26 protein-coding genes are annotated in these 26,949 nt (G+C 60.0%); 11 read left to right on the top strand and 15 right to left on the bottom strand.

All coding sequences use genetic code 11. The annotated features are described in order from the left end of the window. Positions 1–227 precede the first annotated feature (227 nt). The 6 genes from msrQ to ACP7D9_RS18520 all read right to left on the bottom strand — a co-directional run bounded on the left by msrQ (position 228) and on the right by ACP7D9_RS18520 (position 6,215). The gene (gene msrQ / locus ACP7D9_RS18545; RefSeq protein WP_426159018.1) at positions 228–851 is read right to left on the bottom strand and encodes a protein-methionine-sulfoxide reductase heme-binding subunit MsrQ; all 624 of its coding nucleotides are present in this window, start codon (positions 849–851) and stop codon (positions 228–230) included. Further along, a complete protein-coding gene (gene msrP / locus ACP7D9_RS18540) occupies positions 851–1,864 on the bottom strand; it encodes a protein-methionine-sulfoxide reductase catalytic subunit MsrP (protein ID WP_426159016.1) in 1,014 nt (337 codons plus the stop codon). Before msrP ends, msrQ begins: the two co-directional genes overlap by 1 nt. 63 nt (positions 1,865–1,927) lie before the next feature. Then, positions 1,928–2,785, bottom strand: coding sequence for a CDP-diacylglycerol--serine O-phosphatidyltransferase (gene pssA / locus ACP7D9_RS18535; RefSeq protein ID WP_016773182.1), 858 nt, complete (start codon positions 2,783–2,785; stop codon positions 1,928–1,930). 148 nt (positions 2,786–2,933) lie between these two features. Next, complete coding sequence (ilvC, locus tag ACP7D9_RS18530; protein ID WP_003228216.1) at positions 2,934–3,950, bottom strand: ketol-acid reductoisomerase; 1,017 nt, start codon at positions 3,948–3,950, stop codon at positions 2,934–2,936. A 46-nt stretch (positions 3,951–3,996) separates the two neighbouring features. Further along, entirely contained in the window at positions 3,997–4,488 is a 492-nt protein-coding gene (gene ilvN / locus ACP7D9_RS18525) for an acetolactate synthase small subunit (protein WP_003176102.1), read from the bottom strand. A 2-nt stretch (positions 4,489–4,490) separates the two neighbouring features. Continuing rightward, complete coding sequence (locus ACP7D9_RS18520) at positions 4,491–6,215, bottom strand: acetolactate synthase 3 large subunit (RefSeq protein WP_039761986.1); 1,725 nt, start codon at positions 6,213–6,215, stop codon at positions 4,491–4,493. A gap of 398 nt (positions 6,216–6,613) precedes the next feature. Between ACP7D9_RS18520 and ACP7D9_RS18515 the strand changes: the two genes are divergently transcribed. After that, a complete protein-coding gene (locus tag ACP7D9_RS18515) occupies positions 6,614–7,030 on the top strand; it encodes a DUF4124 domain-containing protein (protein ID WP_426159013.1) in 417 nt (138 codons plus the stop codon). 122 nt (positions 7,031–7,152) lie between these two features. Here ACP7D9_RS18515 and ACP7D9_RS18510 read toward each other — a convergent pair whose 3' ends face one another. The 3 genes from ACP7D9_RS18510 to mrcB are packed head-to-tail and all read right to left on the bottom strand — an operon-like array spanning position 7,153 to position 10,578. Then, entirely contained in the window at positions 7,153–7,488 is a 336-nt protein-coding gene (locus tag ACP7D9_RS18510; RefSeq protein WP_426159011.1) for a YqcC family protein, read from the bottom strand. Beyond that, the gene (locus tag ACP7D9_RS18505; protein ID WP_101157670.1) at positions 7,488–8,237 is read right to left on the bottom strand and encodes a tetratricopeptide repeat protein; all 750 of its coding nucleotides are present in this window, start codon (positions 8,235–8,237) and stop codon (positions 7,488–7,490) included. The genes ACP7D9_RS18510 and ACP7D9_RS18505 overlap by 1 nt, the downstream gene beginning before the upstream one ends. A 16-nt stretch (positions 8,238–8,253) precedes the next feature. Next, entirely contained in the window at positions 8,254–10,578 is a 2,325-nt protein-coding gene (gene mrcB, locus ACP7D9_RS18500; protein ID WP_426159009.1) for a penicillin-binding protein 1B, read from the bottom strand. 116 nt (positions 10,579–10,694) lie between these two features. On the opposite strand from mrcB, the gene ACP7D9_RS18495 reads away from it, so the two are divergent. The 4 genes from ACP7D9_RS18495 to ACP7D9_RS18480 all read left to right on the top strand — a co-directional run bounded on the left by ACP7D9_RS18495 (position 10,695) and on the right by ACP7D9_RS18480 (position 14,061). Then, positions 10,695–12,251, top strand: coding sequence for an AAA family ATPase (locus ACP7D9_RS18495; RefSeq protein WP_101157666.1), 1,557 nt, complete (start codon positions 10,695–10,697; stop codon positions 12,249–12,251). 91 nt (positions 12,252–12,342) lie between these two features. After that, positions 12,343–12,687, top strand: coding sequence for a pentapeptide repeat-containing protein (locus ACP7D9_RS18490; protein ID WP_039761605.1), 345 nt, complete (start codon positions 12,343–12,345; stop codon positions 12,685–12,687). A 291-nt stretch (positions 12,688–12,978) separates the two neighbouring features. Beyond that, a complete protein-coding gene (locus ACP7D9_RS18485; RefSeq protein WP_101157664.1) occupies positions 12,979–13,251 on the top strand; it encodes a TfoX/Sxy family protein in 273 nt (90 codons plus the stop codon). 15 nt (positions 13,252–13,266) lie between these two features. Next, positions 13,267–14,061 carry a Crp/Fnr family transcriptional regulator gene (locus ACP7D9_RS18480; RefSeq protein WP_426159006.1) on the top strand — a complete coding sequence of 265 codons (795 nt, stop codon included), beginning with the start codon at positions 13,267–13,269 and terminating at the stop codon, positions 14,059–14,061. Between the two features lie 231 nt (positions 14,062–14,292). Here the strand turns inward: ACP7D9_RS18480 and ACP7D9_RS18475 are convergent, their stop codons facing one another. Genes ACP7D9_RS18475 through ACP7D9_RS18460 form a run of 4 tightly spaced genes read right to left on the bottom strand, consistent with a single transcriptional unit; the run spans position 14,293 to position 17,835 of the window. Beyond that, complete coding sequence (locus ACP7D9_RS18475) at positions 14,293–15,141, bottom strand: ChaN family lipoprotein (RefSeq protein WP_426159004.1); 849 nt, start codon at positions 15,139–15,141, stop codon at positions 14,293–14,295. A 20-nt stretch (positions 15,142–15,161) separates the two neighbouring features. Continuing rightward, positions 15,162–15,929: a heme ABC transporter ATP-binding protein gene (locus ACP7D9_RS18470; RefSeq protein ID WP_426159002.1), complete on the bottom strand. Its 768-nt coding sequence runs from the start codon at positions 15,927–15,929 to the stop codon at positions 15,162–15,164. Beyond that, the gene (locus tag ACP7D9_RS18465) at positions 15,929–16,912 is read right to left on the bottom strand and encodes a FecCD family ABC transporter permease (RefSeq protein WP_178081163.1); all 984 of its coding nucleotides are present in this window, start codon (positions 16,910–16,912) and stop codon (positions 15,929–15,931) included. The genes ACP7D9_RS18470 and ACP7D9_RS18465 overlap by 1 nt, the downstream gene beginning before the upstream one ends. A gap of 50 nt (positions 16,913–16,962) precedes the next feature. Beyond that, on the bottom strand, positions 16,963–17,835 hold the full coding sequence (locus tag ACP7D9_RS18460) for a heme/hemin ABC transporter substrate-binding protein (RefSeq protein ID WP_426159000.1): 873 nt from the start codon (positions 17,833–17,835) through the stop codon (positions 16,963–16,965). A gap of 164 nt (positions 17,836–17,999) precedes the next feature. Between ACP7D9_RS18460 and ACP7D9_RS18455 the strand changes: the two genes are divergently transcribed. Then, positions 18,000–18,317, top strand: coding sequence for a Rieske (2Fe-2S) protein (locus ACP7D9_RS18455; protein WP_426158998.1), 318 nt, complete (start codon positions 18,000–18,002; stop codon positions 18,315–18,317). Here the strand turns inward: ACP7D9_RS18455 and sfsA are convergent. Beyond that, positions 18,314–19,027 (bottom strand): DNA/RNA nuclease SfsA, encoded by a 714-nt coding sequence (gene sfsA, locus ACP7D9_RS18450; protein ID WP_426158996.1) that lies wholly within the window; start codon positions 19,025–19,027, stop codon positions 18,314–18,316. The two genes, ACP7D9_RS18455 and sfsA, sit on opposite strands and share 4 nt — an antisense overlap. Then, positions 19,027–20,196 (bottom strand): pyridoxal phosphate-dependent aminotransferase, encoded by a 1,170-nt coding sequence (locus ACP7D9_RS18445; protein ID WP_426158994.1) that lies wholly within the window; start codon positions 20,194–20,196, stop codon positions 19,027–19,029. The genes sfsA and ACP7D9_RS18445 overlap by 1 nt, the downstream gene beginning before the upstream one ends. A 333-nt stretch (positions 20,197–20,529) precedes the next feature. Between ACP7D9_RS18445 and dksA the strand changes: the two genes are divergently transcribed. From dksA to ACP7D9_RS18420, 5 genes are all read left to right on the top strand, one after another. Beyond that, positions 20,530–20,973 carry an RNA polymerase-binding protein DksA gene (dksA, locus tag ACP7D9_RS18440; protein WP_101157646.1) on the top strand — a complete coding sequence of 148 codons (444 nt, stop codon included), beginning with the start codon at positions 20,530–20,532 and terminating at the stop codon, positions 20,971–20,973. 195 nt (positions 20,974–21,168) lie between these two features. Further along, positions 21,169–22,065 (top strand): tRNA glutamyl-Q(34) synthetase GluQRS, encoded by an 897-nt coding sequence (gluQRS, locus tag ACP7D9_RS18435; protein ID WP_101157644.1) that lies wholly within the window; start codon positions 21,169–21,171, stop codon positions 22,063–22,065. Positions 22,066–22,142: 77 nt separating this feature from the next. After that, on the top strand, positions 22,143–22,319 hold the full coding sequence (locus ACP7D9_RS18430) for a hypothetical protein (RefSeq protein ID WP_003176118.1): 177 nt from the start codon (positions 22,143–22,145) through the stop codon (positions 22,317–22,319). Beyond that, positions 22,303–25,257 (top strand): sensor histidine kinase, encoded by a 2,955-nt coding sequence (locus tag ACP7D9_RS18425; RefSeq protein ID WP_178081162.1) that lies wholly within the window; start codon positions 22,303–22,305, stop codon positions 25,255–25,257. Before ACP7D9_RS18430 ends, ACP7D9_RS18425 begins: the two co-directional genes overlap by 17 nt. Positions 25,258–25,279: 22 nt before the next feature. Beyond that, positions 25,280–26,716, top strand: coding sequence for a sigma-54-dependent transcriptional regulator (locus tag ACP7D9_RS18420; protein WP_101157640.1), 1,437 nt, complete (start codon positions 25,280–25,282; stop codon positions 26,714–26,716). Positions 26,717–26,949: the final 233 nt, after the last annotated feature.

Raw genomic sequence — 26,949 nt, 5'->3', positions numbered from 1 at the left:
AGCGTTAATCGCTGCTGTCAACACCTCTTTTTCTCCGCTTTCGACCGAGAAGATCGAACCGTTAAAAGAGCTACACATCATTGCTCTTTCAACTCCTTCCAGGCTTCGATGATCTGAAGTAAGTCGCTGTCGAAAACTGCGTAACTCTTTGAATCTCAAGGAGTTTTCCGTTTCGACGGCGCCGGAAGTGGGGCGAATTATAGACCTCTGGAATCTGCCGTCAACCGTTAATTTCGCTTTTCTTGAAGATTCTGCCTTTTACCCATTAAACGCGGGATTCGCCTTGCCACCAGCGGCAGACGAAGCAGCAAAAGCACAGCGCCTATAAAGGCATAAATCGTCCACTCTTCAAGATCAGCCCGCACGATCCAAAGCATGTGCAGCAATCCCAGACCGAGAATCACATAAACCAGGCGATGCAACTTCTTCCAGCGAGCCCCCAAACGACGCTGACTATAACGATTTGACGTCACCGCCAATATCAGCAAGCCGAGAAATCCCAGCGCACCGACAATAATGTACGGCCGCTTGCGTAGCTCAACACCCAGTTGAGACCAGTCGAACCCGAGGATAAAAGCCATATAGCTGAACAGATGGAGCGTCACATAAGCAAAACACCAAAGTCCCAATTGCCGGCGAACCGCAACCCACCCCGCCCAGCCACTCAGTTTTTGCAGCGGCGTCATGCTCAGCGTGATCAACAGCAACACCAGCGTGCCAAGCCCCAGACGATCAACCAGCACCTTGCCCGGATCAGGCCCCAGCAGATCCGCGAAGGCCTGATAGAACCACAGCAACGGCCAAATCGCTGCCGCAATGAAAACGCCCACTCGCCAGAACGGATAGCGCATCAGTAGTTCTTCCGCAGATCGAGTCCTGTATATAAAGAAGCGACTTCATCCGAGTAGCCGTTGAACATCTGCGTTTCGCGCACATTTGGTTTGAACAGGCTGTTGGGCAGACGCCGCTCGCGCGCCTGGGTCCAACGCGGATGGTCGACCGCAGGGTTCACATTCGCATAGAAACCATATTCGTCGGCAGCAATGCTTTGCCAGGTAGTCTTCGGTTGTTCGCTGACCAGACTGATGCGCACGATGGATTTCACGCTTTTGAAGCCGTACTTCCATGGCACCACCAGACGTAAAGGCGCGCCATTCTGATTCGGCAGTTCGCGCCCATACATGCCCACCGCCAGAATCGCCAAAGGATTCATCGCCTCATCGAGACGCAAGCCTTCGACATACGGCCAGTCGATCAAGGCAAAGCCGGAACGCTGGCCGGGCATGCTCTTGGGATCCTGCAGGGTTTCGAAGCGGATGTATTTGGCTTTGGAGGTCGGCTCGACCTGTTTGAGCAAGGCCGAGATGGGAAAGCCGATCCAGGGAATGACCATCGACCACGCCTCGACGCAGCGCAGACGATAAATACGCTCCTCCAATTGATACGGTTTCATGAAATCTTCCAGCGCGTAACGCCCCGGTTTACCCACCTCCCCGTCTATCACTACGCTCCAGGGTTCGGTTTTGAGGTCGCCAGCGTTCGAAGCCGGATCGCCCTTGCCGGTACCGAACTCGTAAAAGTTGTTGTAGTGCGTGGCGTCTTTATAGGGCGTGATTGCCTCGTCCTTGACGTTGACCGCACCCCATTGAGTAGAAGGAAGCTTTTCGGCGAACCAGGCCGGGGCCTTGCCGGATTCGACATCCGAGTAGCGAGGGGCATCAGCGGCATTCGCCCAACGCGGCAGGCTGCTCATGGCAATACCGGCAGCGGTAGCACCGATCAATTGGCGACGGGAGAGATAAATGGCTTCAGGCGTGACATCCGACTCATGGCAGTCGGATGCTTTGGGGATCTTGATCAACATGACAACTCCGCAGCGTTGGAGGACAGGTGCACCCATAGACTGCGGAGTATGCGGGAAATTACATCACTCGGCGTTTTTGTGACGACGAAGACGCAACAGGTACTGTACCGGACCGGAAGCGGCATAGGCGAGGAACACCAGCAGCAGAATGCGCGGCGGATCACTGAATACAACAGCGAATACCAGCACCACCGCGAGGATCGCTACGAACGGCACGCGACCTTTGAGATCCAGCTCCTTGAAGCTGTTGTACTTGATATTGCTAACCATCAGCATGCCGGCCGCCGCCACCATCAAGGCCACCAGGAACGACATCTTCGAACCCTGAATGCCGTAATCGCTGAACGCCCAGACAATACCGGCCACCACACCTGCCGCCGCCGGGCTGGCCAGACCGATGAAGTAGCGTTTGTCCGCCGTGCCGACCTGGGTGTTGAAGCGCGCCAGACGCAATGCCGCACCTGCCACATAGATGAAGGCGACCATCCAGCCGACCTTGCCCATATCACCCAGCGCCCAGCCGAACGCCAGCAACGCCGGCGCAACACCGAACGCGACCATGTCCGACAACGAGTCGTACTCGGCGCCGAAGGCACTTTGCGTGTTGGTCATGCGCGCCACGCGACCATCAAGACCGTCGAGCACCATGGCGACGAAAATCGCGATCGCGGCGAAAGCGAAATACTTGCTCGCATTCACCGAATCCCCGGCGCTCAACGCAGCCTGGGCACTCATTGAATTGATGATGGAATAGAAGCCTGCAAACAGGTTTGCAGTGGTGAACAGGTTCGGCAGCAGATAGATACCACGATGCCGGACTTTACGACCTTCAGCGTCGTGCCCTTCTTCGATGTGCTCATCGATGGGCAGCAGGCTTTCGGCGTCGGAAGCCTTGTTCGGCTCTTCGGGACGTTCGCTCATGGACATTACCTTGCAACGGTTTGGATAAAATTCGACAGAAGCTTGAGGACGACAGTTCGGCCACAAACGATGCAGCTTTATACCAGAAGCACCGCCCCAAACGAAAAAACGCGGCCGAGGCCGCGTTTTTCGTACAAGGGACGACGACTTAGTTCTTGGCTTTGTCGACGATCTTGTTGGCACCGATCCACGGCATCATGGAGCGCAGTTGCTCGCCGATGATTTCGATACCGTGAGCGGCGTTGTTACGACGCTTGGCGGTCATCGAAGGGTAGCCGGTTGCGCCTTCGCTGATGAACATTTTGGCGTATTCGCCGTCCTGAATGCGTTTCAGGGCGTTGCGCATGGCCTGACGGGATTCGGCGTTAATCACTTCCGGGCCAGTCACGTACTCGCCGTATTCAGCATTGTTGGAGATCGAGTAGTTCATGTTGGCGATACCGCCTTCGTACATGAGGTCAACGATCAGCTTCAGTTCGTGCAGGCACTCGAAGTAGGCCATTTCCGGCGCGTAGCCAGCTTCAACCAGGGTTTCGAAACCGGCTTTGACCAGCTCAACGGTACCGCCGCACAGAACGGCTTGCTCGCCGAACAGGTCGGTTTCAGTCTCGTCCTTGAAGGTGGTTTCGATGATGCCGGTACGACCACCACCGACGCCAGCGGCGTAGGACAGTGCAACGTTTTTGGCGTTGCCCGAGGCGTCCTGGTAGATCGCGATCAGGTCAGGGATACCGCCGCCTTTGACGAATTCGGAGCGCACGGTGTGACCCGGGGCTTTCGGCGCGATCATGATCACGTCGAGGTCGGCACGCGGAACAACCTGGTTGTAGTGAATCGCGAAGCCGTGGGAGAAGGCCAGAGTGGCGCCTTTCTTGATGTTCGGCTCGATTTCGTTCTTGTACAGCGAGGACTGGAACTCGTCCGGGGTCAGGATCATGACCAGGTCGGCAGCGGCAACAGCGGAAGCAACGTCGGTCACTTTCAGGCCGTGGGCTTCAGCCTTGGCAACGGTCGCCGAACCTTTACGCAGACCGACGGTAACGTCGACACCGGAGTCTTTCAGGTTGCACGCTTGAGCGTGGCCTTGGGAGCCGTAACCGATGATGGCAACTTTCTTGCCCTGGATGATCGACAGGTCGCAGTCTTTATCGTAGAAAACTTTCATGAATTTCCCCTTATATCCGGCCATTCAGGCCATGCGCTAATTTGGTTTAGATGCTGAGTACTTTGTCGCCGCGAGCAATGCCGGTCACGCCGCTGCGGACGGTCTCCAGAATCGATGCGGTGCCGATGGACTGAATGAAGCTGTCGAGCTTGTCGCTGGTACCGGTCAATTGAACGGTATACACGCTGGCGCTGACGTCGACGATCTGTCCACGGTAGATATCGGTGGTGCGTTTGATCTCGGCGCGCTGGGCGCCAGTGGCCTTGACCTTGACCAGCATCAGTTCACGCTCGATGTGAGCGCTTTCCGACAGGTCCACCAGCTTGACCACTTCGATCAGCTTGTTCAGGTTTTTGGTGATCTGCTCGATCACTTCATCGTGGCCCACGGTGGTCAGCGTCAGACGCGACAGGGTCGGGTCTTCGGTCGGGGCCACGGTCAGGCTTTCGATGTTGTAGTTGCGCTGCGAGAACAGGCCGACTACGCGAGACAGAGCGCCGGGTTCGTTTTCCAGAAGCAGGGAAATAATGTGCCGCATGATTAAGTACGCTCCGTCTTGCTCAGCCACATATCGCGCATGGAGCCGTCTTTGATCTGCATCGGGTAGACGTGCTCGCTGGTGTCGACCGCAACGTCGATGATCACCAGGCGATCCTTCATGGCGAACGCTTCTGCCATCTTCGACTTCAAATCTTTCGATTCGGTGATGCGTACGCCGACGTGGCCGTAGGCTTCAGCCAGTTTGATGAAGTCAGGCAGCGATTCCATATAGGAGTGCGAGTGACGGCTGCCGTAGCTCATGTCCTGCCACTGGCGAACCATGCCCAGCACACCGTTGTTGAGGATGACGATCTTCACCGGCAAGCCGTACTGCAGGCAGGTCGACAGTTCCTGGATGTTCATCTGGATACTGCCTTCGCCGGTGACGCAGGCAACGTCGTCGTCCGGGAAGCTCAGTTTGATGCCCATCGCCGCCGGCAGGCCGAAGCCCATCGTGCCCAGACCACCGGAGTTGATCCAGCGATTAGGCTTGTTGAACGTGTAGTACTGCGCAGCAAACATCTGGTGCTGACCGACATCGGACGTCACAAAGGCGTCGCCCTTGGTCACTTCGCAGAGGGTTTCGATCACGGTCTGCGGCTTGATCTTGCTGCCGTCGCCCTTTTCATAAGGGAACAGGCCGCGATCACCGCGCCATTCATCGACCTGCTTCCACCAGCTGGCTACGGACTCCTTGTTCGGGGTCTCGCCGATTTCCTTGAGAATCGCGACCATTTCGGTCAGGACGCTCTCGACCGGACCCACGATTGGCACGTCGGCCTTGATGGTCTTGGAGATCGATGCCGGGTCGATGTCGATGTGGATGATCTTGGCGTTCGGGCAGAACTTGGCCGGGCCGTTGATCACCCGATCGTCGAAGCGTGCGCCCACTGCGAGGATCACGTCGGCATGGTGCATTGCCAGGTTGGCGGTGTAGCTGCCGTGCATGCCGAGCATGCCGATGAACTGACGGTCAGTGCCTGGGAAGGCACCCAGGCCCATCAACGTGTTGGTTACCGGCAGGTTGAGCATTTTCGCCAGTTCGGTCAGTTGCGCGGAGCCATTGCCGAGAATCACGCCGCCGCCGGAGTACAGCACCGGGCGCTTGGCCGCCAACAGCATTTCGGCTGCTTTGCGGATCTGCCCGGAGTGACCGCGAACGGCCGGGCTGTAGGAGCGCAGCTTGGCTTTCTTGGGAAAAACGTATTCGAACTTTTCGGCCGGGTTGGTCATGTCTTTCGGGATGTCGACAACGACCGGGCCCGGACGACCGGATTGCGCCAGGTAGAAGGCCTTCTTCATGACTTCCGGGATTTCCGAAGCGTGCTTGATCATGAAGCTGTGCTTCACGATCGGCCGGGAGATGCCGATCATGTCGGTTTCCTGGAACGCGTCGGTGCCGACCATGGTGCTGGGCACCTGACCGGAAATGATCACCATTGGAATCGAGTCCATATAGGCGGTGGCGATACCGGTGATGGCGTTTGTGGCGCCTGGACCGGAAGTCACCAATACCACGCCGGCTTTACCGGTGGCACGGGCGTAGCCGTCAGCCATATGGGTAGCCGCTTGTTCGTGACGAACCAGGATGTGGGTCACTTCCGGTTCTTTGAACAAGGCATCGTAAACATGCAGGAGAGCACCACCCGGGTACCCGTAGATATATTTGACGCCTTCGTCACGCAAAAAGCGGACGAGCATCTCACCGCCAGATAAAAGCTCCACGTTGTTCACCTCTAAAACGCCAGAATACCGTCCACAAAAAGGGGCGGGTCTTAATAGGTTTACTTCTCGGCAGAGCATGAGCGACGGTGGTCGCCGACTACGTCAGCACTGACTGAGCAAGTATTGGGATCGTCCCAAGTGTTGCGGGCCTTTCCCACCCAGCGCGAGGTAACGCGTTGCGGGTGTAACAGGTCGGCGCGGATGTGCGCCTCATGATCTACCGAGTGGGTCTGCTTCTGGCAGTCCCTCTACAGCGGACTTTGGATTCTTCTGTTTCGCCCTCTGCAAGTCAAGTCGTCTATGAGGTTAATTGTGGGTAAGCACATGAGAACGCAAGAAAAAACCTGAAAAGCGCTACTGTGTTAGCGTCAATTGCGCATTTTTACCAAGGAATCAGCATGCGAACGCTCCTCCTTACTCTGCTGATCGGCCTCAGCCCATGGTGCTGGGCCGCTCAAATCTACAAATGGGTCGATGCCCAGGGTGTCACGCATTTCGATGCGCAGCCGCCGCAGGGGCAACCGTCCACGACCGTGCAGACGCCCTCCTCGCCCACGCCGAGAGCTGCGCCGATGCCGGGCAGCGGCGTACTTGGCGATCAGAAAGCCATTGATGCCAAGGTGAAGAAACAGGTCGCCGAGCAGCAGGCGCAGCTCAAGGCCTTTTGCGAGCAGGCACGCACGAACCTGGCGCAACTGCAGAACAATCCGCGTTTGCGTGAGGAGGTCGAGGGGGATGTGCGCAGGCTCGACGATACACAGCGTCAGGAACGCATCGTCGAAGCGAAGAAGCAGATCGCCGAGAATTGCTCGTAATCGCGACGTCGGAACTTGTAGGAGCTGACGAGTGCAACGAGGCTGCGATCTTTTGATCCTGCTCGTCTAAAATCAAAAGATCGCAGCCTTCGGCTGCTCCTACAAAGCCCCTACAACTGTGGTCAGCGGGACGCGCTGATCAGCAGGTCGAACTCTTTGAGCAGTACCTGCAGCTGACGATCCTTGCCGCCGAGATTGCGTTGGGCGAAAACCATCTCCGCCATTTCCTGAATGCCGGAGGCGCTCGGCAAGGGCAGATCCTGCTCAAGGATCATCTTCATGCGCGGCAGGAAGATCCATTGCAGCCACTGCTCGAAGTCCAGCGTGTCGACCGAAAACGGCTCGACACTGCTCAGGGCTTCGACCGATGGCTCAACCTCATCCCACCAGCCCTGGGTGCGCAACTCTCGTTCGATCAGCAATAGCTGATCGGCGATTTTCGAAAAGCGCGCATCCATCACAGGGAAACCTTGGCCTTCTGACGGGCAAGCGCGGCGCCGGCAGAATCACCTTGTTTCTCACGGGCCTGAGCGATCAATTCCCACAGGCTGGCTTGCAGATCCGGACGACCGTTGGCCATGGTCAGCGCACGACGGGCAAACTGCTCGGCTTGCGGCGCATCCCCCTGGGCCATGCGCACCTGCGCCAGACGGTAAAGCACCTGCGGCTCACGCGGGGCGACACGTTGCGCTCGCTCCAGGCTGGAAGAGGCACCGTTGAGGTCGCCGCCGGCCTGCTGTTGTTGCGCGGTGGTCAAAAGAGCGAGTACCGGGCCGTCCAGTTGCTCATCCGCCGACAGACCACCACCACTGCTGGCCGAAGGAATGCCGCTTGGCGTCGACGGCATGCTGTAGCCGCCGGAGTTGATCGGTGCCGACTCAACCGCCGATGGGTTGTAAGGCCCCGACGTGATCCCTCCGGATGCTGGGCCCGGGACGATAGGCGAAGAGCTGATCGGTGTCGACACCGCAGCACCGCCGCCCGGCACCATTACCACTACGCCGGTATCGCCTTGCGGAATCGCCTGAGTCTGGCCCTGCGCCGGGCGCTTGACCGTGGTCTGGCGGAAACCGCCATTGGCACCGATACGTTCGCTGTTGGAAACGGCTGTGCCCGAATCCACTACCGGAATCGAACCACGCTGTACGGTAGAGCAGCCGCTGAGCAAAGCCACGGCGGTCACCGCTGGAATCAACCACTTGTTCACTTGAAACCCTCTTTGCTTAATTCATCCAGCCCTTGACCCAGTCCATCACCGACTCCGGCGAGGCAGGTGTTTCGCTTGCGCACGCGGCGCCGGGTGGCGGTTCGCTGCCGCGAATATACGGCATCTGTACCGCGCCAGGGCAGTTGGCATCGGAGCCCTGTCCGGTGCGTGAATCGACCCAGGCCTGCACGACGTTGTCGGGCTGCGGCATGTCCAGTGGCAGCGGATCGGCCTTGCGCATGAAACTGGTCCAGACCTGCAGCGCACCGGTCGCCCCGGTGAACGGCGTCTTGCCGTTGTCATCGCGACCGAGCCAGACCACCGCCAGCAGATCCTGACTGAAACCGGCGAACCAGCTGTCACGCGAATCGTTACTGGTACCGGTCTTGCCCGCCAGCGTCAGGGTCTTGGGCAGCACGTTATAAACCGAACTGCCGGTACCTTCACGCATCACCCGCTGCATGGCGTTCTGGATCAGGTAGATGGAGGCCGGATCGAAACGCTGCTCGATCTGGAACGGATACCGCTTGAGCGGCTCGCCCTCGGCGGTCAATACGCTGCGAATCCCGCGCATCGGCGTATTGAAACCGCCGTTCGCCAGCGTCTGGTACATGGTCGCCACTTCGATCGGCGTCATGCCGCCAGCCCCCAGCAGCATCGATGGGAACGCCGGGAACTCACGGGTCACGCCCAGACGACCGAGGGTCTTGAGGACGTTCGGCACACCGACTTCCAGGCCCAGACGCGAGGTCGAGAGGTTGTAGGAATGCGCCAGGCCCTGATAGAGGAAAACCGTACCGTGGGAGCGTCGATCGTAGTTTTGCGGCTTCCACACCTGACCGTTAGCGCCTTTGACCGACAGCGGATCGTCGGACAGCCAACTGGTCAACGTGTATTGGCTCGGTTTCTCCAGCGCGGTCAGGTACACCGCCGGCTTGATCAACGAACCGATCGGGCGCACCGCATCGAGTGCACGGTTGAAACCGGCGTAACTGGCCTGACGGCTGCCGATCATCGCCTGGACTTCACCGGTTTCCGGATTGGTCACGACCATCGCCGCTTCGACGTCATCGGAGCCTTTGCGCCCGGACAGGCGTTTAAAAGTGTCGTTGACCGAGGCTTCGGCTTTCATCTGCAGTATCGGGTCGAAACTGGTGAAGATGCGCAGGCCTTCTTCGGTCAAGTCTTCGTCGCGGTAGTCTTCGCGCAACTGACGTTTGACCAGATCGATAAAGCCCGGGAACGAGCTGTCGGCGAGCTTGCCGCGAGTAGTTACACCCAGTGGCATTTTCTTCGCTGCTTCGACCTGTTCGGCGGTTGCCACGCCCTGCTGGGCCAGCACGTCGAGAACCAGATTGCGCCGCTCCAGCGCGCGTTCCGGGTTACGACGCGGGTTGTAGTAGGACGGCCCCTTGACCATGCCGACCAGCAACGCCACTTGATGCAGTTTCAGCTCGGACAATGGCTGGCCGAAGAAGAACTGGCTGGCCAGACCGAAACCGTGCACCGCGCGCTGACCGTCCTGACCGACGAAGACTTCGTTGAGGTAGGCCTCAAGGATTTCCTTCTTGTCGTAGTGCAGCTCGAGCAGCAACGCCATCATCGCTTCGGTGAGCTTGCGGGTCAGGCTGCGTTCGCTGGTCAGGTAGAAGTTCTTCACCAACTGCTGAGTCAGCGTACTGCCGCCCTGGGTCATCTTGCCGCCGGAGGTGTTGATCCAGACCGCGCGGGCGATCGATTTCGGCGACACGCCCCAGTGGCTGTAGAAATCGCGGTCTTCAACGGCGATCAGAGTTTCGAGCAGGTACGGCGGCACCTGATCGAGTTTGATCAGGATGCGGTCTTCAAGATTTTTCGGATAAATGCCGCCGATCATCAGCGGCTCGAGGCGTACCACCGACAGCTTAGAGCCATTGGTCGCGGACAGCTCGGCGACGTAATCGCCGGAGAAGCGCACGCGCACCGGCTGCGCTTTCTCCAGCCCTTCATAAAACTGGAAGCCACGGGTGTTCAGGTCAACCGTATTGCCACTCACGGCAGCGGCGCCGGGGCCGTTGCTCACGGCTTCGCGGCGATAGCCGAGGGCATCGAGTTCGGTAAGGAAATCGTCCTTGCTGAGCTTCTGCCCGACGAACAGCTCAAGCGGGCGCGCGTACACCTTGGCCGGGATGGTCCAGCGCTTGCCGGAGAATTTCTCCTGCACCACGGCATCGAGGTAAACGGCGAAGCCGGCCAGCACTACAAGGCCGACCAGGCAGAGTTTAATGGCCCAGCTCAACCATGGGCTGAGGCCCTTGGCTGGTGGTTTTTTCTTGGTACGGGGGGATCGGGATCGAGTCATGGCGGCGGATTATACGCACTTTATCGATCCTCAACAGGCACGCGCAGAGGTTTGCGTCAGGCGGGCAAGCAGCCATAATGGCCGCCTCGAATTCCCCCGTCTCTGAAGGATCGCCCGTGAGCCAGTCCCTGATCGCTGCCCTGCAAAACCCGGCCCTCTACCCGCATCCCGTCGAAGGATTTCAGGTCATCGAAACCCACATTTCGTGGGTGATTCTCACCGGTCCCTTTGCCTATAAAGTGAAAAAGCCGGTGAATTTCGGCTTCCTCGACTTCACCAGCCTCGATGCACGCGCACATTTCTGTGCGGAAGAGCTGCGTTTGAACCAGCGTTTGACCGCTGATTTGTATCTGGACGTGTTGCCGGTCACCGGCAGCGTCGAAGCACCGCAATTGGGTGGCGACGGCCCAGCTATCGAATACGTGCTGAAAATGCGCCAGTTCCCGCAGAGCGGCTTGCTCAGCACCCTGCAAGCCAATGGCGAGCTGACCACTCAGCACATTGATGCGCTGGCCGAGCAGATCGCCCATTTCCATCTCAACGCCCCGAAAGTCCCGGCCGAGCACGACGCTGGCACGCCAGATAGCGTGATGGCGCCGGTCGCGCAAAACTTCGAGCAGATCCTGCCGTTCCTCAGCGACAAGAATGACCTGCTGCAACTCGAGGCGCTGAAAGCCTGGGCCGAAAGCAGCTTCGAACGCCTCAAACCATTGTTCGCACAGCGCAAGGCCCAAGGTTTCACCCGCGAATGCCACGGCGACATCCACCTGGGCAACGCCACTGTGATCGACGGCAACGTGGTGATCTTCGACTGCATCGAGTTCAACGAGCCATTCCGATTCACTGACGTTTGGGCCGACACCGGTTTCCTCGCCATGGACCTGGAAGACCGTGGCCTGAAATCGTTGGCGCGTCGCCTGATCAGCCAGTATCTGGAACTGACCGGCGACTATCAGGGCCTGGAAGTGCTGAACTTCTATAAAGCCTATCGCGCGCTGGTACGGGCCAAAGTGGCGCTGTTCAGCATGCCGGCAGAGGCGACTGCGGTGCAACGCGCCACGACCCTGCGCCAGTACCGCAACTACGCCAACCTGGCGGAAAGCTACAGCACCATTCCTTCGCGCTTCATGGCCATTACCCACGGCGTTTCCGCTGTCGGTAAAAGCCATGTGGCCATGCGTCTGGTCGAAGCGCTGGGCGCAATCCGTCTACGTTCCGATGTCGAGCGCAAGCGTCTGTTCGGTGAGCAGACCGTAGCCAACGAGGTGCAGGCCGGCATTTACAGCGCCGATGCCAGTGCCGCGACGTACGCGCACCTGCATGAGATCGCCGAGGTGATTTTGCACGCCGGTTTCCCGGTGGTGATCGACGCGACCTATCTCAAGCGTGAGCAGCGCGACAACGCCGCGAAGATTGCCGAAGCCACCGGCACGCCGTTCCTGATCCTCGACTGCAACGCCCCGCAAGCAGTCATCGAGAGCTGGCTGGCGATGCGTCAGGCCGATCAGAAAGATCCGTCCGACGCCACCCTGGCAGTGATCGAAGCGCAACAGGCCAATCGCGAAGCGTTGACGCCGGAGGAAATCCTGCGTAGCAAACGCGTGCAGACCAATGAATCCGGCACGCTGGACACTGTGGTGGCGCAGATTCGTCAGCGCCTGCCAGGCCTGTAAAAAACTATTTCGGCCGTGAAGCCCTTGCTCGCTTCACGGCCGTCAAATAGTGGCACTATACTGGCGTCATAAAACCAACAGGTGATCTGACATGAGCCAGCCGAAACTGCTCGACACTCCGCTTTACGCCCTGCTGCACAAAGATGACGTCGCAGGCTTCAACAAGGAACGCCCGCAGGATGGCCCGATCGACATGGTCGGCGGCGATTTCCGTGGCCTCGACCTGCGCGAACTGAACGCCGATGGCGTGGATTTCCGCGATGCGTATTTCCGCTCCGCCGATCTGCGCGGCATCGACTTCCGCAAGGCCTCGCTCGAGGGCGCCAGCCTGGCCCATGCGCAGATTTCCGGGGCGTACTTTCCGCCGGAGCTGAGTGCCGACGAGATCTTGATGTCGATGAATTTCGGCACGCGGTTGCGTTATCGCACCCGCTGATATTCGCAAATCTCCCTGAACCCACGCCCTTTCCCTGTGGGAGCGGGCTTGCCCGCGAAGGCGTCGGGACAGTCGACACTTCTGTGTGATTGACCCGCCGCCTTCGTGAGCAAGCACGCTCACACATTTGTTTCTGCATTTCCTCCCGTCTTCCTGCGTTCGCAGGCATTTCATTACCCTTTCTTAGAAGCTTTTGCGTCGAATCCGACCAAACAACCACGCTTTTCCTACTGATGGCTACACTCCTGAGAAGCTCGCCCACGCACCATTCGGCCGTCGCAAGGAGGCTTGATGAATGATGAACTGCAACACCTGAAAAATCTTGGCAAGACGTCGGCGCAATGGCTGCATGCCGTGGGCATCCACAGCGCCTCGGATTTGCGTCGCCTCGGTGCAGTGGATGCCTATCGGGCCGTGCGTACTCGGGGGTTTCGTGCATCGAAAGTGTTGTTATATGCGATCGAAGGCGCGTTGATGGATGTGCACTGGAACGACATCCCCACCGAGCGCAAGGATGCCCTGAACAAGCAGCTCGAAGCCATTTCTGCGCGCCACAAGAACTGAACAGGCGCTGACGCCATGTATCTACTCGGGGAACGACCGGCCCATGCCGATGCATTGATCAATCGCTTGCAGAGTATTCCTGGGCAGTGGCTGCAGGATTTGTCGCCATGCGCCCCCGTCATCGAACTGGAGGCAACGGATAATCTGTTTGCGCAGGTGCCCGGCGACCAGCTGTTTATGCTGATCGAGGGCGTTGTGCATGGCTGTGTCGCGGGCCGCGCGCTGTTCTACTGGCAGGAAGGTGATCTGCTCGGCCTGCAACAGGGCGAAGAATGGAACGACTGCCGCTTGTGCAGCGACGGGGCCTTGCGCCTGCTGCCCTATCGGCGTGGCGAAGTTCTGCAGCATGTGCATGCCGAGCCTGACCGAACGGAGCAGTTTCTGAGCTACTTGCTCGGGCAAATGGCGCTGCTTGCCCACGCCGTGGCGGAGTTGAAACCGCGCGAGTTTCGCAGCACCAACGGCTTCAAACGCGTTGAGGCCGGCGCCATGCTGATCCAACAGGGCGATTCGGCGGACCATGTCTTCGTCCTGATCGATGGACACGCCGAGGCATTCGTCGACGGGCACAAGGTCGGCGACGTGCCCAGGGACGAGATTTTCGGCGCGATGGCGTTGTTCACTGGGGAGCCGCGCAACGCCACGGTAGTGACGTCAGAGCCGAGCACGGTGATGTTGATTCCGGGTGATCAATTTTTGAGCATGATCCGCAGTAATCCAAAGATCGCGCAGAGCCTCATCAAAGGTATGGCTCGACGTATCGGCCAGTTGAATCGACAGATCACCCAATTGACGATGCGTCGCGACTAGTGCCAACCCCTGTTTCACGGGGCTTCGCGGGCGTTCGTAAAACTAAATTACAGATTTGCAAAAACAGCGGTTGACGCGGTAATGAGAATCGCTATGATTATCACAACTGGTCGCGAGATCAGTCGATATTCTGAAAAGCCCTTGGTTCGGACTCTCAGATTATCTCCTCATCAGGCTAATCACGGTTATTTGACCCGGTTTTTACCGGGTCTTTTTTTGCCTGTGGAAAAGTCATTTGGCGAATTGCTTGCGCATCTGTTCGCAATAATCCGGCTTCGGCGTGGCCGGCGTGTACCAGACGTAATCGGCCATCGCCGCCGTTACCGCATCGCCCTGCTCGGCCAGCATCAACACGGTCGGTGCCTCGCCAGCGCCGAGATCCTGCACATGCAGCGGCACACCAACATCTTTGCGCGCATGCCACGCACCGGCCAGCAGGATCGTAGGCATCGGCGCCGCCAGCATGCTTTCGGCCATCCGTCGATCACGCTGCTGCTGGATCGCCAACATTGCCGGCATCTGTGATTCAGGCAGCAAGCCGCAGTGAGACTCACTGATTTGCCCAAGCAAAGTTTTTTTAACCGAAAGCGAATTGCTGCGCGGACCGTTCAGAGCCGGTGGATTGTGGTAGAACGCGCGGGTTTCGCTGTCGTCAAGATTGGCCGCCAGCAGCGAATACGGCTGCGTCAGGGCGAAGCGCACGATCGGCCCGTAGAGATTCCAGTCCCAACCATCCTGCCAGGCCAATGCAGCAGGCAGATCTGCCGGAACGGATTTTGACTGGCGCAACGCATCGACTTTCGCTTGTTGATCCGGCGTGAGCATTTCCAATAGCAGACTGCCTTGCGCTCGTTGCTCGCCGAGCGCCTGCAAAAGCCACAACTGCGCCGCATGATGATCGGCATTGTCGTGCTGTTCCCCCATGATCAAGCGCTCCGGCTCAGCCAGACGCGTCAGTAATTGCTGCGCGCTTAGCACCTCGCCGTTGCGCAGATCACGGGTCTCACCGCTCACCGGCGGAGCCGCCATGTGCTGACACCCCGCAAGCAACATCAGCGCCAACCACCACATTCCACGCATGCGACACCTCGATGACGAATTCAGCGGGCGATGATCAGCGGATGCCCACGCTCCGGGTGCGGCTGCACCAAAACCTCCAGGCCGAACACCGCTTTGAGCGTGTCCGGACGCAGCACCTGCCGCGGGGTGTCCAGCGCAACCGGACGGCCGTCCTCCAGCAACAGCACCCGATCACAATAGCGTGCCGCCAGATTCAGATCATGCAAGATCACCAGCACTGCCGCGCCGCGATCGGCGAACTCGCGCACCGCTTGCAACGTGGTGTGCTGATGCAGCGGATCGAGCATCGACGTCGGTTCGTCGAGCAACAAGACTTGCCCTGCCTGCCCCGGCCACAGCTGCGCCAGTACCCGCGCCAGGTGCACGCGCTGACGCTCGCCACCGGACAATGCCAGATAACTGCGCCCACTCAGGTGACCGGCATCGGCGGCGGCCAGCGCCGCCGCGACAATCTCGTCGTCACGCACGCGCCCGGTCTGGTAAGGCAAACGGCCCATGCCGACGACCTCTTCGACGGCGAAGGCAAAGTCCAGTGTCGAAACCTGCGGCAACACCGCCAGTCGTTGCGCCCGTTGCGTTCCGCTCCAGTGACTCAACGCCTGACCATCCAGCGAGACGTCGCCGTCACTGGCGAGCAACTCACCACACAATGCGCCAAGCAACGTGCTTTTCCCGGCGCCGTTCGGCCCCAGCACGCCAAGCACTTCACCGGGCTCGAGTTGCAGCGTGACCCCGCTGAGCACAGCCTTGCGGCCACGGCAGACATGCACATTGTGCGCAGACAACATCAGGCACGCCCTCGCAGCAGCAGATAAAGAAAGAACGGCGCGCCGATGAACGCGGTGACAATGCCGATCGGCAACTCCGCCGGCGCCAACGCCAGGCGCGCCACCAGATCGGCCAGCAACAACAGGCTCGCACCCGCCAGAACAGAGGCCGGCAACAGAACTTTGTGATCGGGGCCGGCCAGCAGGCGCACCAAGTGCGGGACCACCAGCCCGACAAAACCGATCATGCCAGCCGCAGCCACCGCCGCGCCGACACCCAGCGCGGTGCAGAACACCAGTTCGCGCTTGAGCCGTTCGACATTGATGCCCAGATGACCGGCCTCGGATTCGCCGAGCAACAAGGCATTCAATGCCTTGGCCCGACGCGGCAGCCACAGCGCGACGCCGATGGAGATGATCAGCAGTGGCCACAGCCGCGCGTAACTGGCGCCATTAAGGCTGCCGAGGTTCCAGAAGGTCAGGGTGCGCAGCGTGGCGTCATCGGCCAGATAAGTGAACAGACCGACCGCCGAACTGGCCAGCGCCGTCAGCGCGATACCGGCCAACAACATGGTCGCCACATGCGTCTGACCGTTGCGCCGGCCCAGCCGATAGACCAGCGCCGTCACGCCGAGCCCGCCAAGAAACGCACACACCGACAACAGATACGGCCCGAACCACTCCGGCAGGCCGCCAAAGAACGATCCGCCGACAATCGCAATCGCTGCGCCGAGTGCCGCGCCACTGGACACCCCGACCAGCCCCGGATCGGCCAGCGGATTACGAAACAAGCCCTGCATCGCCACTCCGGACAGCGCCAGCACGCCGCCGACCGCCAACCCGAGCAAGGTTCGCGGCAGGCGGATCTGGCCGAGAATCAGCTCAGCCTGCTCCAATCCTTGCGGCGCCAATGGCACGCCGATCAGACGCAGCGCCGCGCGCAAGGTATCGAACAACGGCAGGCTCACCGGCCCCAGCGCCAGCGACAGCCAGATCGCCAGCAGACACACCAATGTCAGGCCGATAAACAAGCCACGGGGTCTGACCAGTGTGGTCATTGGCCGCCCTTGGCGGGGTAGAAGCCGTCAGTCAGGGTTCTCAGTGCTGCCGGCAGCCGCGGCCCGAGTCCGCCAACCAGCAACGTCGGATCCAGCTCCATTACCCGTCCGGCCTTGGCCGCACGGCTGGAATTGAGAATCGGATTTTCCTTGAACAACGCGATTTTTGCCGCTTCGCCCGTCAACGCTCGGTCGGCGAACACCAGCACTTCGGGATCGAGGCTGGCGAGAGATTCCACGGAAAACGGTTTGTAGCCGGTATGCGTCGCAAGATTGTGCCCGCCGGCCTGTTGCAGCAGCCAATCGGCGGCAGTGTCCTTGCCGGCGATCAACGGCTTGCCGCCGGCGTGCCCAACCAGCAGCAACACGTCCGGGGCTTTGCGTGTGGTTTGCACTTGGGCAACTCGCACTTCCTGCGCCTGGAGTTGCTGTTGATAAGTCTGCAGCAGTTGCGCCGCTTCCTCTTGCGCACCGAGCAACTGGCCCAGATGAGTGACATTCTTTTCCAGCGTCGGCAGATCAGGCTGTGCCGAGAACAACTCGACATTCACCTTGGCGGCTTTGACTTGCGCCAAAACCGACGGCGGGCCCATTTCTTCGGTGCCGATCAGAATGTCCGGGCGCAGGCTCAAGATGCCTTCGGCCGACAGGCTGCGCTGATAGCCAATGCTAGGCAGCGCCTGCATCGATTCGGGATGCTGACTGGTGGTGTCGACCCCAACCAGCTTAGACTCGCCGCCCAACGCGCTGACCCATTCCGACAGCGCGCCGCCGGCGCTGACCCAGCGTTGCGGTAAATCCGCTGCGGCCGCCTGATGGCTGAGCAAAAGGCCGGCGCACAGCATGGCAACGCGGGTTTTCGGGCGCATATACAGCTTCCTTGAACAAGGTTTCCCGGGCATCGGCGCAGCGAGCCAAGTATCCTCGGCAACGGCCAGACTCCCTTTGGGAGAAGGCCGCCATTTGATAATTGTTTGCATTTGAACGTCAAGCTCGGACATATCCAGACACGAGCGGACACTAGAGGATAGCCATGAAGTTTCTCTGCACCGGCTGCGATTTGGCCGAGGCCGACAGTCGCGGTTTCGTTATCGAAGGCAAAAAGCTGTTTGCCGTGCGTCGCGGCGGGCAGGCCTACGTTTATCTCAATCGCTGCCCGCATCGCGGCGTCGGACTTGAATGGCAGCCCGACCAGTTTCTCGACCCGAGCAACAGCCTGATCCAGTGCGCCAGCCACGGCGCACTGTTTCTGATCGAGGACGGCGAGTGCGTTGCCGGCCCGTGCGCCGGGCAATCGCTCACGGCGATAAAATGCCGGGAAGATACACAAGGCGTTTGGATCGACGTTTAACCGTTTAGCCGCACATCGAGTCGGCGGTCGATGACCATCTCTTCATGGTCCAGGCGCACGCCGTACGCCAACACCTCGACACCGCAAGCAACCGCTTCACGCAGCGCCTCGGCGTAAGCCCAATCGATTTCCTCGGCCGGGCGCACGGCATCGATGCCTGTGAGGTTCACACAGTACAGCTGCACCGCCCGAATGCCGTCGCGCGCCAGATGCGCCAGCTCACGCAGATGCTTGGCGCCGCGCTGGGTCACCGCATCGGGAAACGCCGCTACCGCCGTGCCGTCGAAGCCGAGGGTGACGCTTTTCACTTCGACATACGCCGGGCCGCTGGGATATTCGAGGCGGAAGTCGATGCGGCTTTTTTCCTGCCCGTACGCAACTTCACGCTTCAATGCGGTAAACCCGGCCAGTTCGGTGATCACACCGGCCTGCAAGGCTTCCTCGACCAGACCATTGGCGCGCCCGGTGTTGACGCAGAACAGCCGACCCTGCGGGGTTTCGCCAATCTCCCAAGTGCCAGGCAATTTGCGTTTCGGGTCGTTGGAGCGACTGAACCAGACCTGCCCGCCCTCGACTTGGCAATTGAGCATCGAACCGGTGTTCGGACAGTGAATGGTCAGCAACTCGCCGCTAACGGTTTCGATATCGGCAAGAAAACGCTTGTAGCGACGGATCAGTCGCGCCTCTTCCAGAGCAGGATAAAAGCGCATCAGCCTTGCCAGCTCTTCAAACCGCGCGCGATGCGCTCCACGGCTTCCTGTAAACGTGCGAGGTTTTGTGTGTAAGCGAAGCGCACGTGATGGCCGGCCTGGTAGCGGCCGAAATCCAGTCCGGGTGTGAAGGCGACGTGCTCGGTTTCGAGGAAATGTCGGCAGAACGCGAAGGCATCACCGCCGAAACGGCTGATATCGGCGTACAGATAAAACGCGCCTTCCGGCTCAACGGCGATGTTGAAACCGAGTTCACGCAGCGCCGGCAGGAGGAAGTCGCGACGGCGCGCAAATTCGGCGCGGCGCTCTTCAAGAATCACGATGGTGGCCGGCTCGAAACAGGCCAGCGCTGCGTACTGCGCCATGCTCGGCGCGCTGATGTAGAGGTTCTGCGCGAGTTTTTCCAGTTCGCTGACCGCCGCGTCTGGCGCCACCAGCCAGCCCAGGCGCCAACCGGTCATGCCGAAATACTTGGAGAAACTGTTGAGAACAAAAGCGTTGTCATCGACTTCCAGCACACTGGCAGCATCAGTGCCGTAGGTCAGGCCGTGGTAGATCTCGTCCACCACCAGATGCCCGTGTCTGGCTTTGATCGCTGTGGATAACCCGGCCAGTTCATCACGAGTCAGCAAAGTGCCCGTCGGGTTGGCCGGCGAAGCGACAAGGGCGCCGACACTGTCGTGATCCCAATGCCGCTCGATCAGATCCGCGGTCAATTGGTAACGCACCTCCGGCCCGACCGGCACCAGTTGCGCCGCACCTTCGACCAGCCGCAAGAAATGCCGATTGCACGGGTAGCCCGGGTCGGCGAGCAGCCAGTGTTTACCCGGATCGACCAACAGGGCACTGGCCAGCAACAGCGCGCCGGAGCCGCCGGGTGTGATCAGAATCCGCCGCGGGTCAATATTCAGGCCGTAGCGCGACTGGTAAAACCCGGCGATCGCCTCGCGCAGTTCGGGAATGCCACGGGCAGCGGTGTAGCGAGTCTTGCCCGCCGTCAACGCAGCTTGTCCGGCGCGGATGATCGGTTCGGCGGTGGTGAAATCCGGCTCGCCGATTTCCAGATGAATCACGTCGTGGCCTTCAGCCTGCAATTCATTGGCCCGCGCCAGCAGCGCCATCACATGGAACGGTTCGATCGCACGACTGCGCGCACTGTAGGGGGCCATTGGATTGCCTTCGACAGGAAAAAAGAGACGATTCTACCTGTCTGCCGGAACGAGCGAGAACCCGTGAAGGTCACAGCCTCAAGAACGCTGGACTGTAACGATCTGAACGTACGCTCCAGGATTGACTAAAATCAGTGATTGAACAGGTCTCCAACCCCACAGACACGGCTTGCCAAACATCTGCAAGCGCCACCCGCCGGGGGCTCGACATCCGGGAGTAGCGCAGGCTGATTTGATCTGGTAAGTTCGCCCGCTTGCAGCCGCAGGGCCGGCAGGTGTCGGTGATGGAGCAATCCTGCGCAATGGATTACAAGAGTAGAGGCGGTCTATTTCATGTCCACCCAAGCAAAGCAACAGCAGCAAGCGACGATCAGCGGCTTCGAACCTTACGTTCCGAAGGCGGGTGAAGAGTACATGGGCGCCCCGATGCGCGCGCATTTCACCAAGATCCTGAACAAGTGGAAACTGGACTTGATGCAGGAAGTCGACCGTACGGTTGATCACATGAAAGACGAAGCGGCCAACTTCCCCGACCCGGCCGACCGTGCCAGCCAGGAAGAAGAATTCGCCCTCGAACTGCGCGCCCGCGACCGCGAGCGCAAGCTGATCAAGAAAATCGACAAGACGTTGCAACTGATCGAAGACGAAGAGTACGGCTGGTGCGAGTCCTGCGGCATCGAGATCGGCGTCAAGCGCCTCGAAGCCCGTCCGACTGCGGATCTGTGCATCGACTGCAAGACCCTGGCGGAAATCAAGGAAAAGCAGGTCGGCAAGTAATCTCGATCTGAACGAAAAACGGAGCGTGCGAACGCTCCGTTTTTGTTTGTGCGGTTCCTGCTTTTGTGGGAGGGGGCTTGCTCCCGAATGCGGTGTGTCATTCAACATCCAGGTTGTCTGAACTGACGCTTTCGCGAGCAAGCCCGCTCTCACAGGGGTAACCTGCGTAAATTCTGAATAGCTCTTATCGCCTCCATGACTGCCAAGACATCCCTCGCCTACATCGGCCGCTTTGCCCCTACCCCCAGTGGTCACCTGCACTTCGGTTCGCTGGTTGCTGCGCTGGCGTCCTATCTCGATGCCCGCTCGGTTGGCGGGCGCTGGCTGGTGCGCATGGAAGATCTCGACCCGCCGCGCGAAGAGCCCGGTGCGCAAGCGGCGATTCTCAAGGCGCTGGAGAGTTACGGCTTCGAATGGGACGGCGAAATGGTGCGCCAGAGCGATCGGCATGCGGCCTACGCCGAGGTGCTCGACAGGCTGTTCAATCACGGTCTGGCCTATGCCTGCACCTGCTCGCGAAAACAACTGGAGCCGTATCACGGCATTTATCCGGGGTTTTGCCGCAACGCCGGCCACGATCAGCACGACGCCGCGATCCGCCTGCGCGTGCCGGAGCTTGAATACCACTTTATCGATCGCGTGCAGGGCGAATACCGCCAGCACCTGGGCCGCGACGTCGGCGACTTCGTCATTCGTCGGCGCGACGGTCTATACGCCTATCAATTGGCGGTGGTGCTCGACGACGCCTGGCAAGGCATTACCGACATCGTCCGTGGCGCCGATCTGCTCGATTCCACGCCGCGACAGCTGTATCTGCAGGAACTGCTCGGTATGAAACAGCCGCGCTATCTGCATCTGCCGCTGATCACCCAACCGGACGGCAACAAACTCGGCAAGTCCTACCGCTCGCCACCGCTTGAAGCCGATCAGGCCACGCCGTTGCTGCTGCGGGCCTTGCGCGCGCTGGGGCAGAATCCTGGCAGCGAGCTGGCGCACGCTTCGCCGCGCGAACTGCTGGCCTGGGGCTGCGCGCACTGGGATGCCGAAAAGATCCCGCGCACACTGACCCTGCCCGAAGCGCAACTGCAATGACGACACTTGCAGTCGCGCGCCCATCCGTTACCATCGCCGCACGTTTTCGGGCACGTGCATAAAAAAGAGAGGCCGGGATGTACATCTATCGCTTGGTCCTGCTTTTGGTCGTCGGGATCTACCTGTTCTCCCCCGCCATCATGGATTGGTGGATCGACGCGACGGGCGCCTGGTATCGCCCTTATCTGCTCTGGCTGATCCTGATTGTTGTGACCTTCATCCTGCAGAGCCAAAAAGATGCCGATGAGCTTTAGCCTGACCCAGATGATCCTGATCAGCGCCGCGTACCTGGCGGCGCTGTTCGGCGTTGCCTGGGTCAGCGAACGGGGCATGATCCCGCGCGCGATCATTCGCCACCCGTTGACCTACACCTTGTCGCTGGGGGTTTACGCCAGTGCCTGGGCGTTCTACGGCACAGTGGGCCTGGCCTATCAGTACGGTTACGGCTTTCTGTCCAGCTATCTCGGCGTGTCCGGTGCGTTTCTGCTGGCGCCGGTGCTGCTATATCCGATCCTGAAGATCACCCGCACCTATCAACTGTCGTCGCTGGCCGACCTGTTTGCCTTCCGCTTTCGCAGCACTTGGGCCGGTGCGCTGACCACGATTTTCATGCTGATCGGCGTGCTGCCGTTGCTGGCCCTGCAGATCCAGGCAGTGGCCGACTCCATCGGCATCCTGACCGGCGAGCGCGTGCAGAGCCGCGTGGCGCTGGCGTTCTGTGCGCTGATCATTCTGTTCACGATTTTCTTCGGCTCCCGGCATATCGCCACGCGCGAGAAACATGAAGGGCTGGTGTTCGCGATTGCCTTTGAGTCGATCATCAAACTGATCGCCCTCGGCGGCGTTGGCCTGTATGCGCTGTATGGCGTGTTCGACGGCCCGCAACAACTCGAATTGTGGCTGCTGCAGAACCAGACCGCCCTCGCCGCTCTGCACACGCCGTTGCAGGAAGGCCCGTGGCGCACGCTGTTGTTGGTGTTCTTCGCCTCGGCGATCGTGATGCCGCACATGTATCACATGACTTTCACCGAAAACCTCAACCCACGCTCGCTGGTCAGCGCCAGTTGGGGCCTGCCGCTGTTTCTGCTGCTGATGAGTCTCGCCGTACCGCTGATTCTCTGGGCCGGGCTGAAACTGGGTGCTACCACCGACCCGGAATATTTCACCCTCGGCATCGGCATTGCCGCCAACAGCAAACCGCTGGCTCTGCTTGCCTACGTCGGTGGTCTGTCCGCTGCCAGCGGCTTGATCATCGTCACCACGCTGGCTTTGTCGGGCATGGCGCTGAACCACCTGGTGCTGCCGCTCTATCAGCCGCCGGCCGAGGGCAATATCTACCGCTGGCTGAAATGGACCCGCCGGGCGCTGATCGTGGCGATCATCATGGCCGGTTTCGGTTTCTACCTGATGCTCGGCGTCGAACAGGATCTGGCCAACCTCGGCATCGTCGCGTTCGTTGCAACTTTGCAATTTCTGCCCGGGGTGTTGTCGGTGCTGTATTGGCCGACCGCCAATCGCCGTGGCTTCATTGCCGGTCTGTTGGCGGGGATCACGGTCTGGGTGGTGACCATGCTGCTGCCGCTGGTCGGCAATCTGCAGGGTTTTTACATTCCGCTGCTGAACATGATCTACGTGCTCGACGACACCAGCTGGCACATGGCGGCCATCGCCTCGCTGGCCGCCAACGTGTTGATGTTCACTTTGATTTCGCTGTTCACCAACGCCAGCCCGGAAGAAGCCAGCGCCGCCGAAGCCTGTGCGGTGGACAACGTGCGCCGCCCGCAACGTCGAGAGCTGCACGCCGCCTCTCCGCAGGAGTTCGCTACGCAACTGGCCAAACCGCTGGGTGCCAAGGCTGCGCAGAAGGAAGTCGAGCAAGCGCTGCGCGACTTGTATCTGCCCTTCGACGAGCGCCGCCCGTACGCCTTGCGCCGTCTGCGCGACCGCATCGAGGCCAACCTGTCCGGGCTGATGGGCCCGAGCGTGGCCCAGGACATGGTGGAAACCTTCCTGCCGTACAAGGCGGGTGGCGAAAACTACGTCACCGAAGACATTCACTTCATTGAAAGCCGGCTCGAGGATTACCACTCGCGCCTTACCGGGCTTGCCGCCGAACTCGATGCGCTGCGCCGCTATCACCGCCAGACCTTGCAGGAACTGCCGATGGGCGTCTGCTCGTTGGCCAAGGATCAGGAAATCCTGATGTGGAACAGGGCCATGGAAGAACTCACCGGGATTGCCGCGCAGCGTGTCGTCGGCTCGCGCTTGAGTACCATTGGCGAGCCATGGAAAGATCTGCTGCAGGGCTTCATCAACCTGCCCGATGAGCATTTACACAAACAGCACCTGACCCTCGATGGCCAGACGCGCTGGCTGAACCTGCACAAAGCGGCGATCGATGAGCCCCTGGCACCGGGCAACAGTGGTCTGGTGTTGCTGGTCGAGGATTTGACCGAAACACAGATGCTCGAAGACAAACTGGTGCATTCCGAACGCCTGGCCAGCATCGGTCGGCTGGCGGCGGGGGTGGCCCACGAAATCGGCAACCCGATCACCGGCATCGCCTGTCTGGCGCAGAACCTGCGCGAGGAGCGCGAAGACGACGGCGAGCTGACGGAAATCAGCGGGCAGATTCTCGAGCAGACCAAACGCGTCTCGCGCATCGTTCAGTCGCTGATGAGTTTCGCCCATGCCGGCAGCCATCAGCACAGTGACGAACCGGTGTGTCTGGCCGAAGTCGCGCAGGACGCCATCGGCCTGCTGGCGCTGAACCGGCGTAATTTCGAAGTGCAGTTCTACAACCTGTGTGATCCCGACCATTGGGTCGAAGGTGACCCGCAACGGCTCGCCCAGGTGCTGATCAACCTGCTCTCCAACGCCCGCGACGCTTCGCCGCCGCACAGTGCGGTACGGGTCAAGAGCGAAGCCGGCGAACACACGGTCGATCTGATCGTCGAAGACGAAGGCAGCGGTATTCCATCGAGCATCATGGACCGATTGTTCGAACCTTTCTTCACCACCAAGGATCCGGGTGAAGGCACCGGTCTGGGCCTTGCACTGGTCTATTCCATCGTTGAAGAGCATTATGGACAAATCACCATCGACAGCCCGGCTGATGTACAAAGCCAACGCGGCACCCGTATCCGGGTGACCTTACCGCGTCATGTCGAAGCGACGTCCGCTGTGAACTGAGACCGTCGAGAGTATCGAATCAATGCCGCACATTTTGATCGTCGAAGACGAAACCATTATCCGCTCCGCCTTGCGCCGCCTGCTGGAACGCAATCAGTACCAGGTCAGCGAAGCCGGATCAGTGCAGGAAGCACAAGAGCGCTTCACCATTCCTACGTTCGACCTGATCGTCAGCGACCTGCGCCTGCCCGGCGCCCCGGGCACTGAGCTGATCAAGCTCGGCCAGGGCACGCCGGTGCTGATCATGACCAGTTACGCCAGCCTGCGCTCGGCGGTCGACTCGATGAAAATGGGCGCTGTCGATTACATTGCCAAACCGTTCGACCACGATGAGATGCTCCAGGCCGTTGCGCGGATCCTGCGCGATCGCCAGTCGGCGCCAGCTGCCGGCGAAGCCACCGCGAGCAAGCCTGCCACCGGCAACGGGAAAGCCGCTGTGGATAACAGCAATGGCGAAATCGGCATCATCGGTTCGTGCCCGCCGATGCAGGATCTTTACAGCAAGATCCGCAAGGTCGCGCCAACCGATTCCAACGTGCTGATCCAGGGCGAATCCGGCACCGGTAAAGAGTTGGTGGCCCGCGCTCTGCACAATCTGTCGAAACGCGCCAAGGCGCCGATGATTTCGGTGAACTGCGCAGCCATTCCGGAAAGCCTGATCGAGTCCGAACTGTTCGGCCACGAGAAAGGCGCGTTCACTGGCGCCAGCGCCGGGCGTGCCGGTCTGGTCGAAGCGGCGGACGGCGGCACGTTGTTCCTTGATGAGATCGGCGAACTGCCACTGGAAGCCCAGGCCCGCCTGCTGCGCGTCCTGCAGGAAGGCGAAATTCGCCGGGTCGGCTCAGTGCAGTCGCAGAAAGTCGATGTGCGCCTGATCGCTGCAACCCACCGCGATCTGAAAAGCCTGGCGAAAATCGGCCAGTTCCGTGAAGACCTTTATTACCGTCTGCACGTGATTGCTCTGAAACTGCCGCCGCTGCGCGAGCGTGGCGCCGACGTCAACGAAATCGCCAATGCTTTCCTCGCTCGCCAGAGCGCGCGCATCAATCGTACCGATCTGAGATTTGCCGCCGATGCCGAACAGGCCATCCGGCATTATTCCTGGCCGGGTAATGTGCGAGAGTTGGAAAACGCCGTAGAGCGCGCCGTGATTCTCAGCGAAAGCCCGGAAATCTCGGCCGACCTGCTGGGTATCGACATCGAACTGAGCGATCTGGACGACGACGAGTTCATCGGCCTGCCGCCACAAACCGCAGGTAACGCCAGCAACAACAGCCATGAGCCGACCGAAGACCTGTCCCTGGAAGACTACTTCCAGCACTTCGTCCTCGAGCACCAGGACCACATGACCGAAACCGAACTGGCGCGCAAACTGGGCGTGAGTCGCAAATGCCTGTGGGAACGCCGCCAGCGTCTGGGCATTCCACGGCGCAAGACCGGCGTAGCGAGCGAGAGCTGAACGTTACCTGTCGCTTGCGCAGGTAACGCACGAGATTGTGAAAAAACTGTTACCGCAGTCGATTCACGTAACAGAAGCCGGGGTTATCGGTAACGAAACCCCGGCTTTTTTTCGTCCCTGGAAAACGGCCATAACGACCTAACCCCTTGTTTTGTTGGGGTTCGCAAAAGTTGGCACGCACCCTGCTATATGTTTGGTACAAGAACAATAACAAGCAATGCACAAGACAATAA

The organism is Pseudomonas sp. TSRC2-2, from assembly GCF_049897785.1.
GTDB lineage: Bacteria > Pseudomonadota > Gammaproteobacteria > Pseudomonadales > Pseudomonadaceae > Aquipseudomonas.
This window is presented reverse-complemented; position numbering and strand designations above follow the sequence as displayed.

Excerpts from the sequence above, each read along its gene's own strand:
- msrQ (WP_426159018.1), bottom strand. The coding sequence starts at position 851 with ATGCGCTATCCGTTCTGGCGAGTGGGCGTTTTCATTGCGGCAGCGATT.
- msrP (WP_426159016.1), bottom strand. The coding sequence starts at position 1,864 with ATGTTGATCAAGATCCCCAAAGCATCCGACTGCCATGAGTCGGATGTC.
- pssA (WP_016773182.1), bottom strand. The coding sequence starts at position 2,785 with ATGAGCGAACGTCCCGAAGAGCCGAACAAGGCTTCCGACGCCGAAAGC.
- ilvC (WP_003228216.1), bottom strand. The coding sequence starts at position 3,950 with ATGAAAGTTTTCTACGATAAAGACTGCGACCTGTCGATCATCCAGGGC.
- ilvN (WP_003176102.1), bottom strand. The coding sequence starts at position 4,488 with ATGCGGCACATTATTTCCCTGCTTCTGGAAAACGAACCCGGCGCTCTG.
- ACP7D9_RS18515 (WP_426159013.1), top strand. The coding sequence starts at position 6,614 with ATGCGAACGCTCCTCCTTACTCTGCTGATCGGCCTCAGCCCATGGTGC.
- ACP7D9_RS18510 (WP_426159011.1), bottom strand. The coding sequence starts at position 7,488 with ATGGATGCGCGCTTTTCGAAAATCGCCGATCAGCTATTGCTGATCGAA.
- mrcB (WP_426159009.1), bottom strand. The coding sequence starts at position 10,578 with ATGACTCGATCCCGATCCCCCCGTACCAAGAAAAAACCACCAGCCAAG.
- ACP7D9_RS18490 (WP_039761605.1), top strand. The coding sequence starts at position 12,343 with ATGAGCCAGCCGAAACTGCTCGACACTCCGCTTTACGCCCTGCTGCAC.
- ACP7D9_RS18485 (WP_101157664.1), top strand. The coding sequence starts at position 12,979 with ATGAATGATGAACTGCAACACCTGAAAAATCTTGGCAAGACGTCGGCG.
- ACP7D9_RS18480 (WP_426159006.1), top strand. The coding sequence starts at position 13,267 with ATGTATCTACTCGGGGAACGACCGGCCCATGCCGATGCATTGATCAAT.
- ACP7D9_RS18475 (WP_426159004.1), bottom strand. The coding sequence starts at position 15,141 with ATGCGTGGAATGTGGTGGTTGGCGCTGATGTTGCTTGCGGGGTGTCAG.
- ACP7D9_RS18470 (WP_426159002.1), bottom strand. The coding sequence starts at position 15,929 with ATGTTGTCTGCGCACAATGTGCATGTCTGCCGTGGCCGCAAGGCTGTG.
- ACP7D9_RS18460 (WP_426159000.1), bottom strand. The coding sequence starts at position 17,835 with ATGCGCCCGAAAACCCGCGTTGCCATGCTGTGCGCCGGCCTTTTGCTC.
- ACP7D9_RS18455 (WP_426158998.1), top strand. The coding sequence starts at position 18,000 with ATGAAGTTTCTCTGCACCGGCTGCGATTTGGCCGAGGCCGACAGTCGC.
- sfsA (WP_426158996.1), bottom strand. The coding sequence starts at position 19,027 with ATGCGCTTTTATCCTGCTCTGGAAGAGGCGCGACTGATCCGTCGCTAC.
- ACP7D9_RS18445 (WP_426158994.1), bottom strand. The coding sequence starts at position 20,196 with ATGGCCCCCTACAGTGCGCGCAGTCGTGCGATCGAACCGTTCCATGTG.
- dksA (WP_101157646.1), top strand. The coding sequence starts at position 20,530 with ATGTCCACCCAAGCAAAGCAACAGCAGCAAGCGACGATCAGCGGCTTC.
- gluQRS (WP_101157644.1), top strand. The coding sequence starts at position 21,169 with ATGACTGCCAAGACATCCCTCGCCTACATCGGCCGCTTTGCCCCTACC.
- ACP7D9_RS18430 (WP_003176118.1), top strand. The coding sequence starts at position 22,143 with ATGTACATCTATCGCTTGGTCCTGCTTTTGGTCGTCGGGATCTACCTG.
- ACP7D9_RS18425 (WP_178081162.1), top strand. The coding sequence starts at position 22,303 with ATGCCGATGAGCTTTAGCCTGACCCAGATGATCCTGATCAGCGCCGCG.
- ACP7D9_RS18420 (WP_101157640.1), top strand. The coding sequence starts at position 25,280 with ATGCCGCACATTTTGATCGTCGAAGACGAAACCATTATCCGCTCCGCC.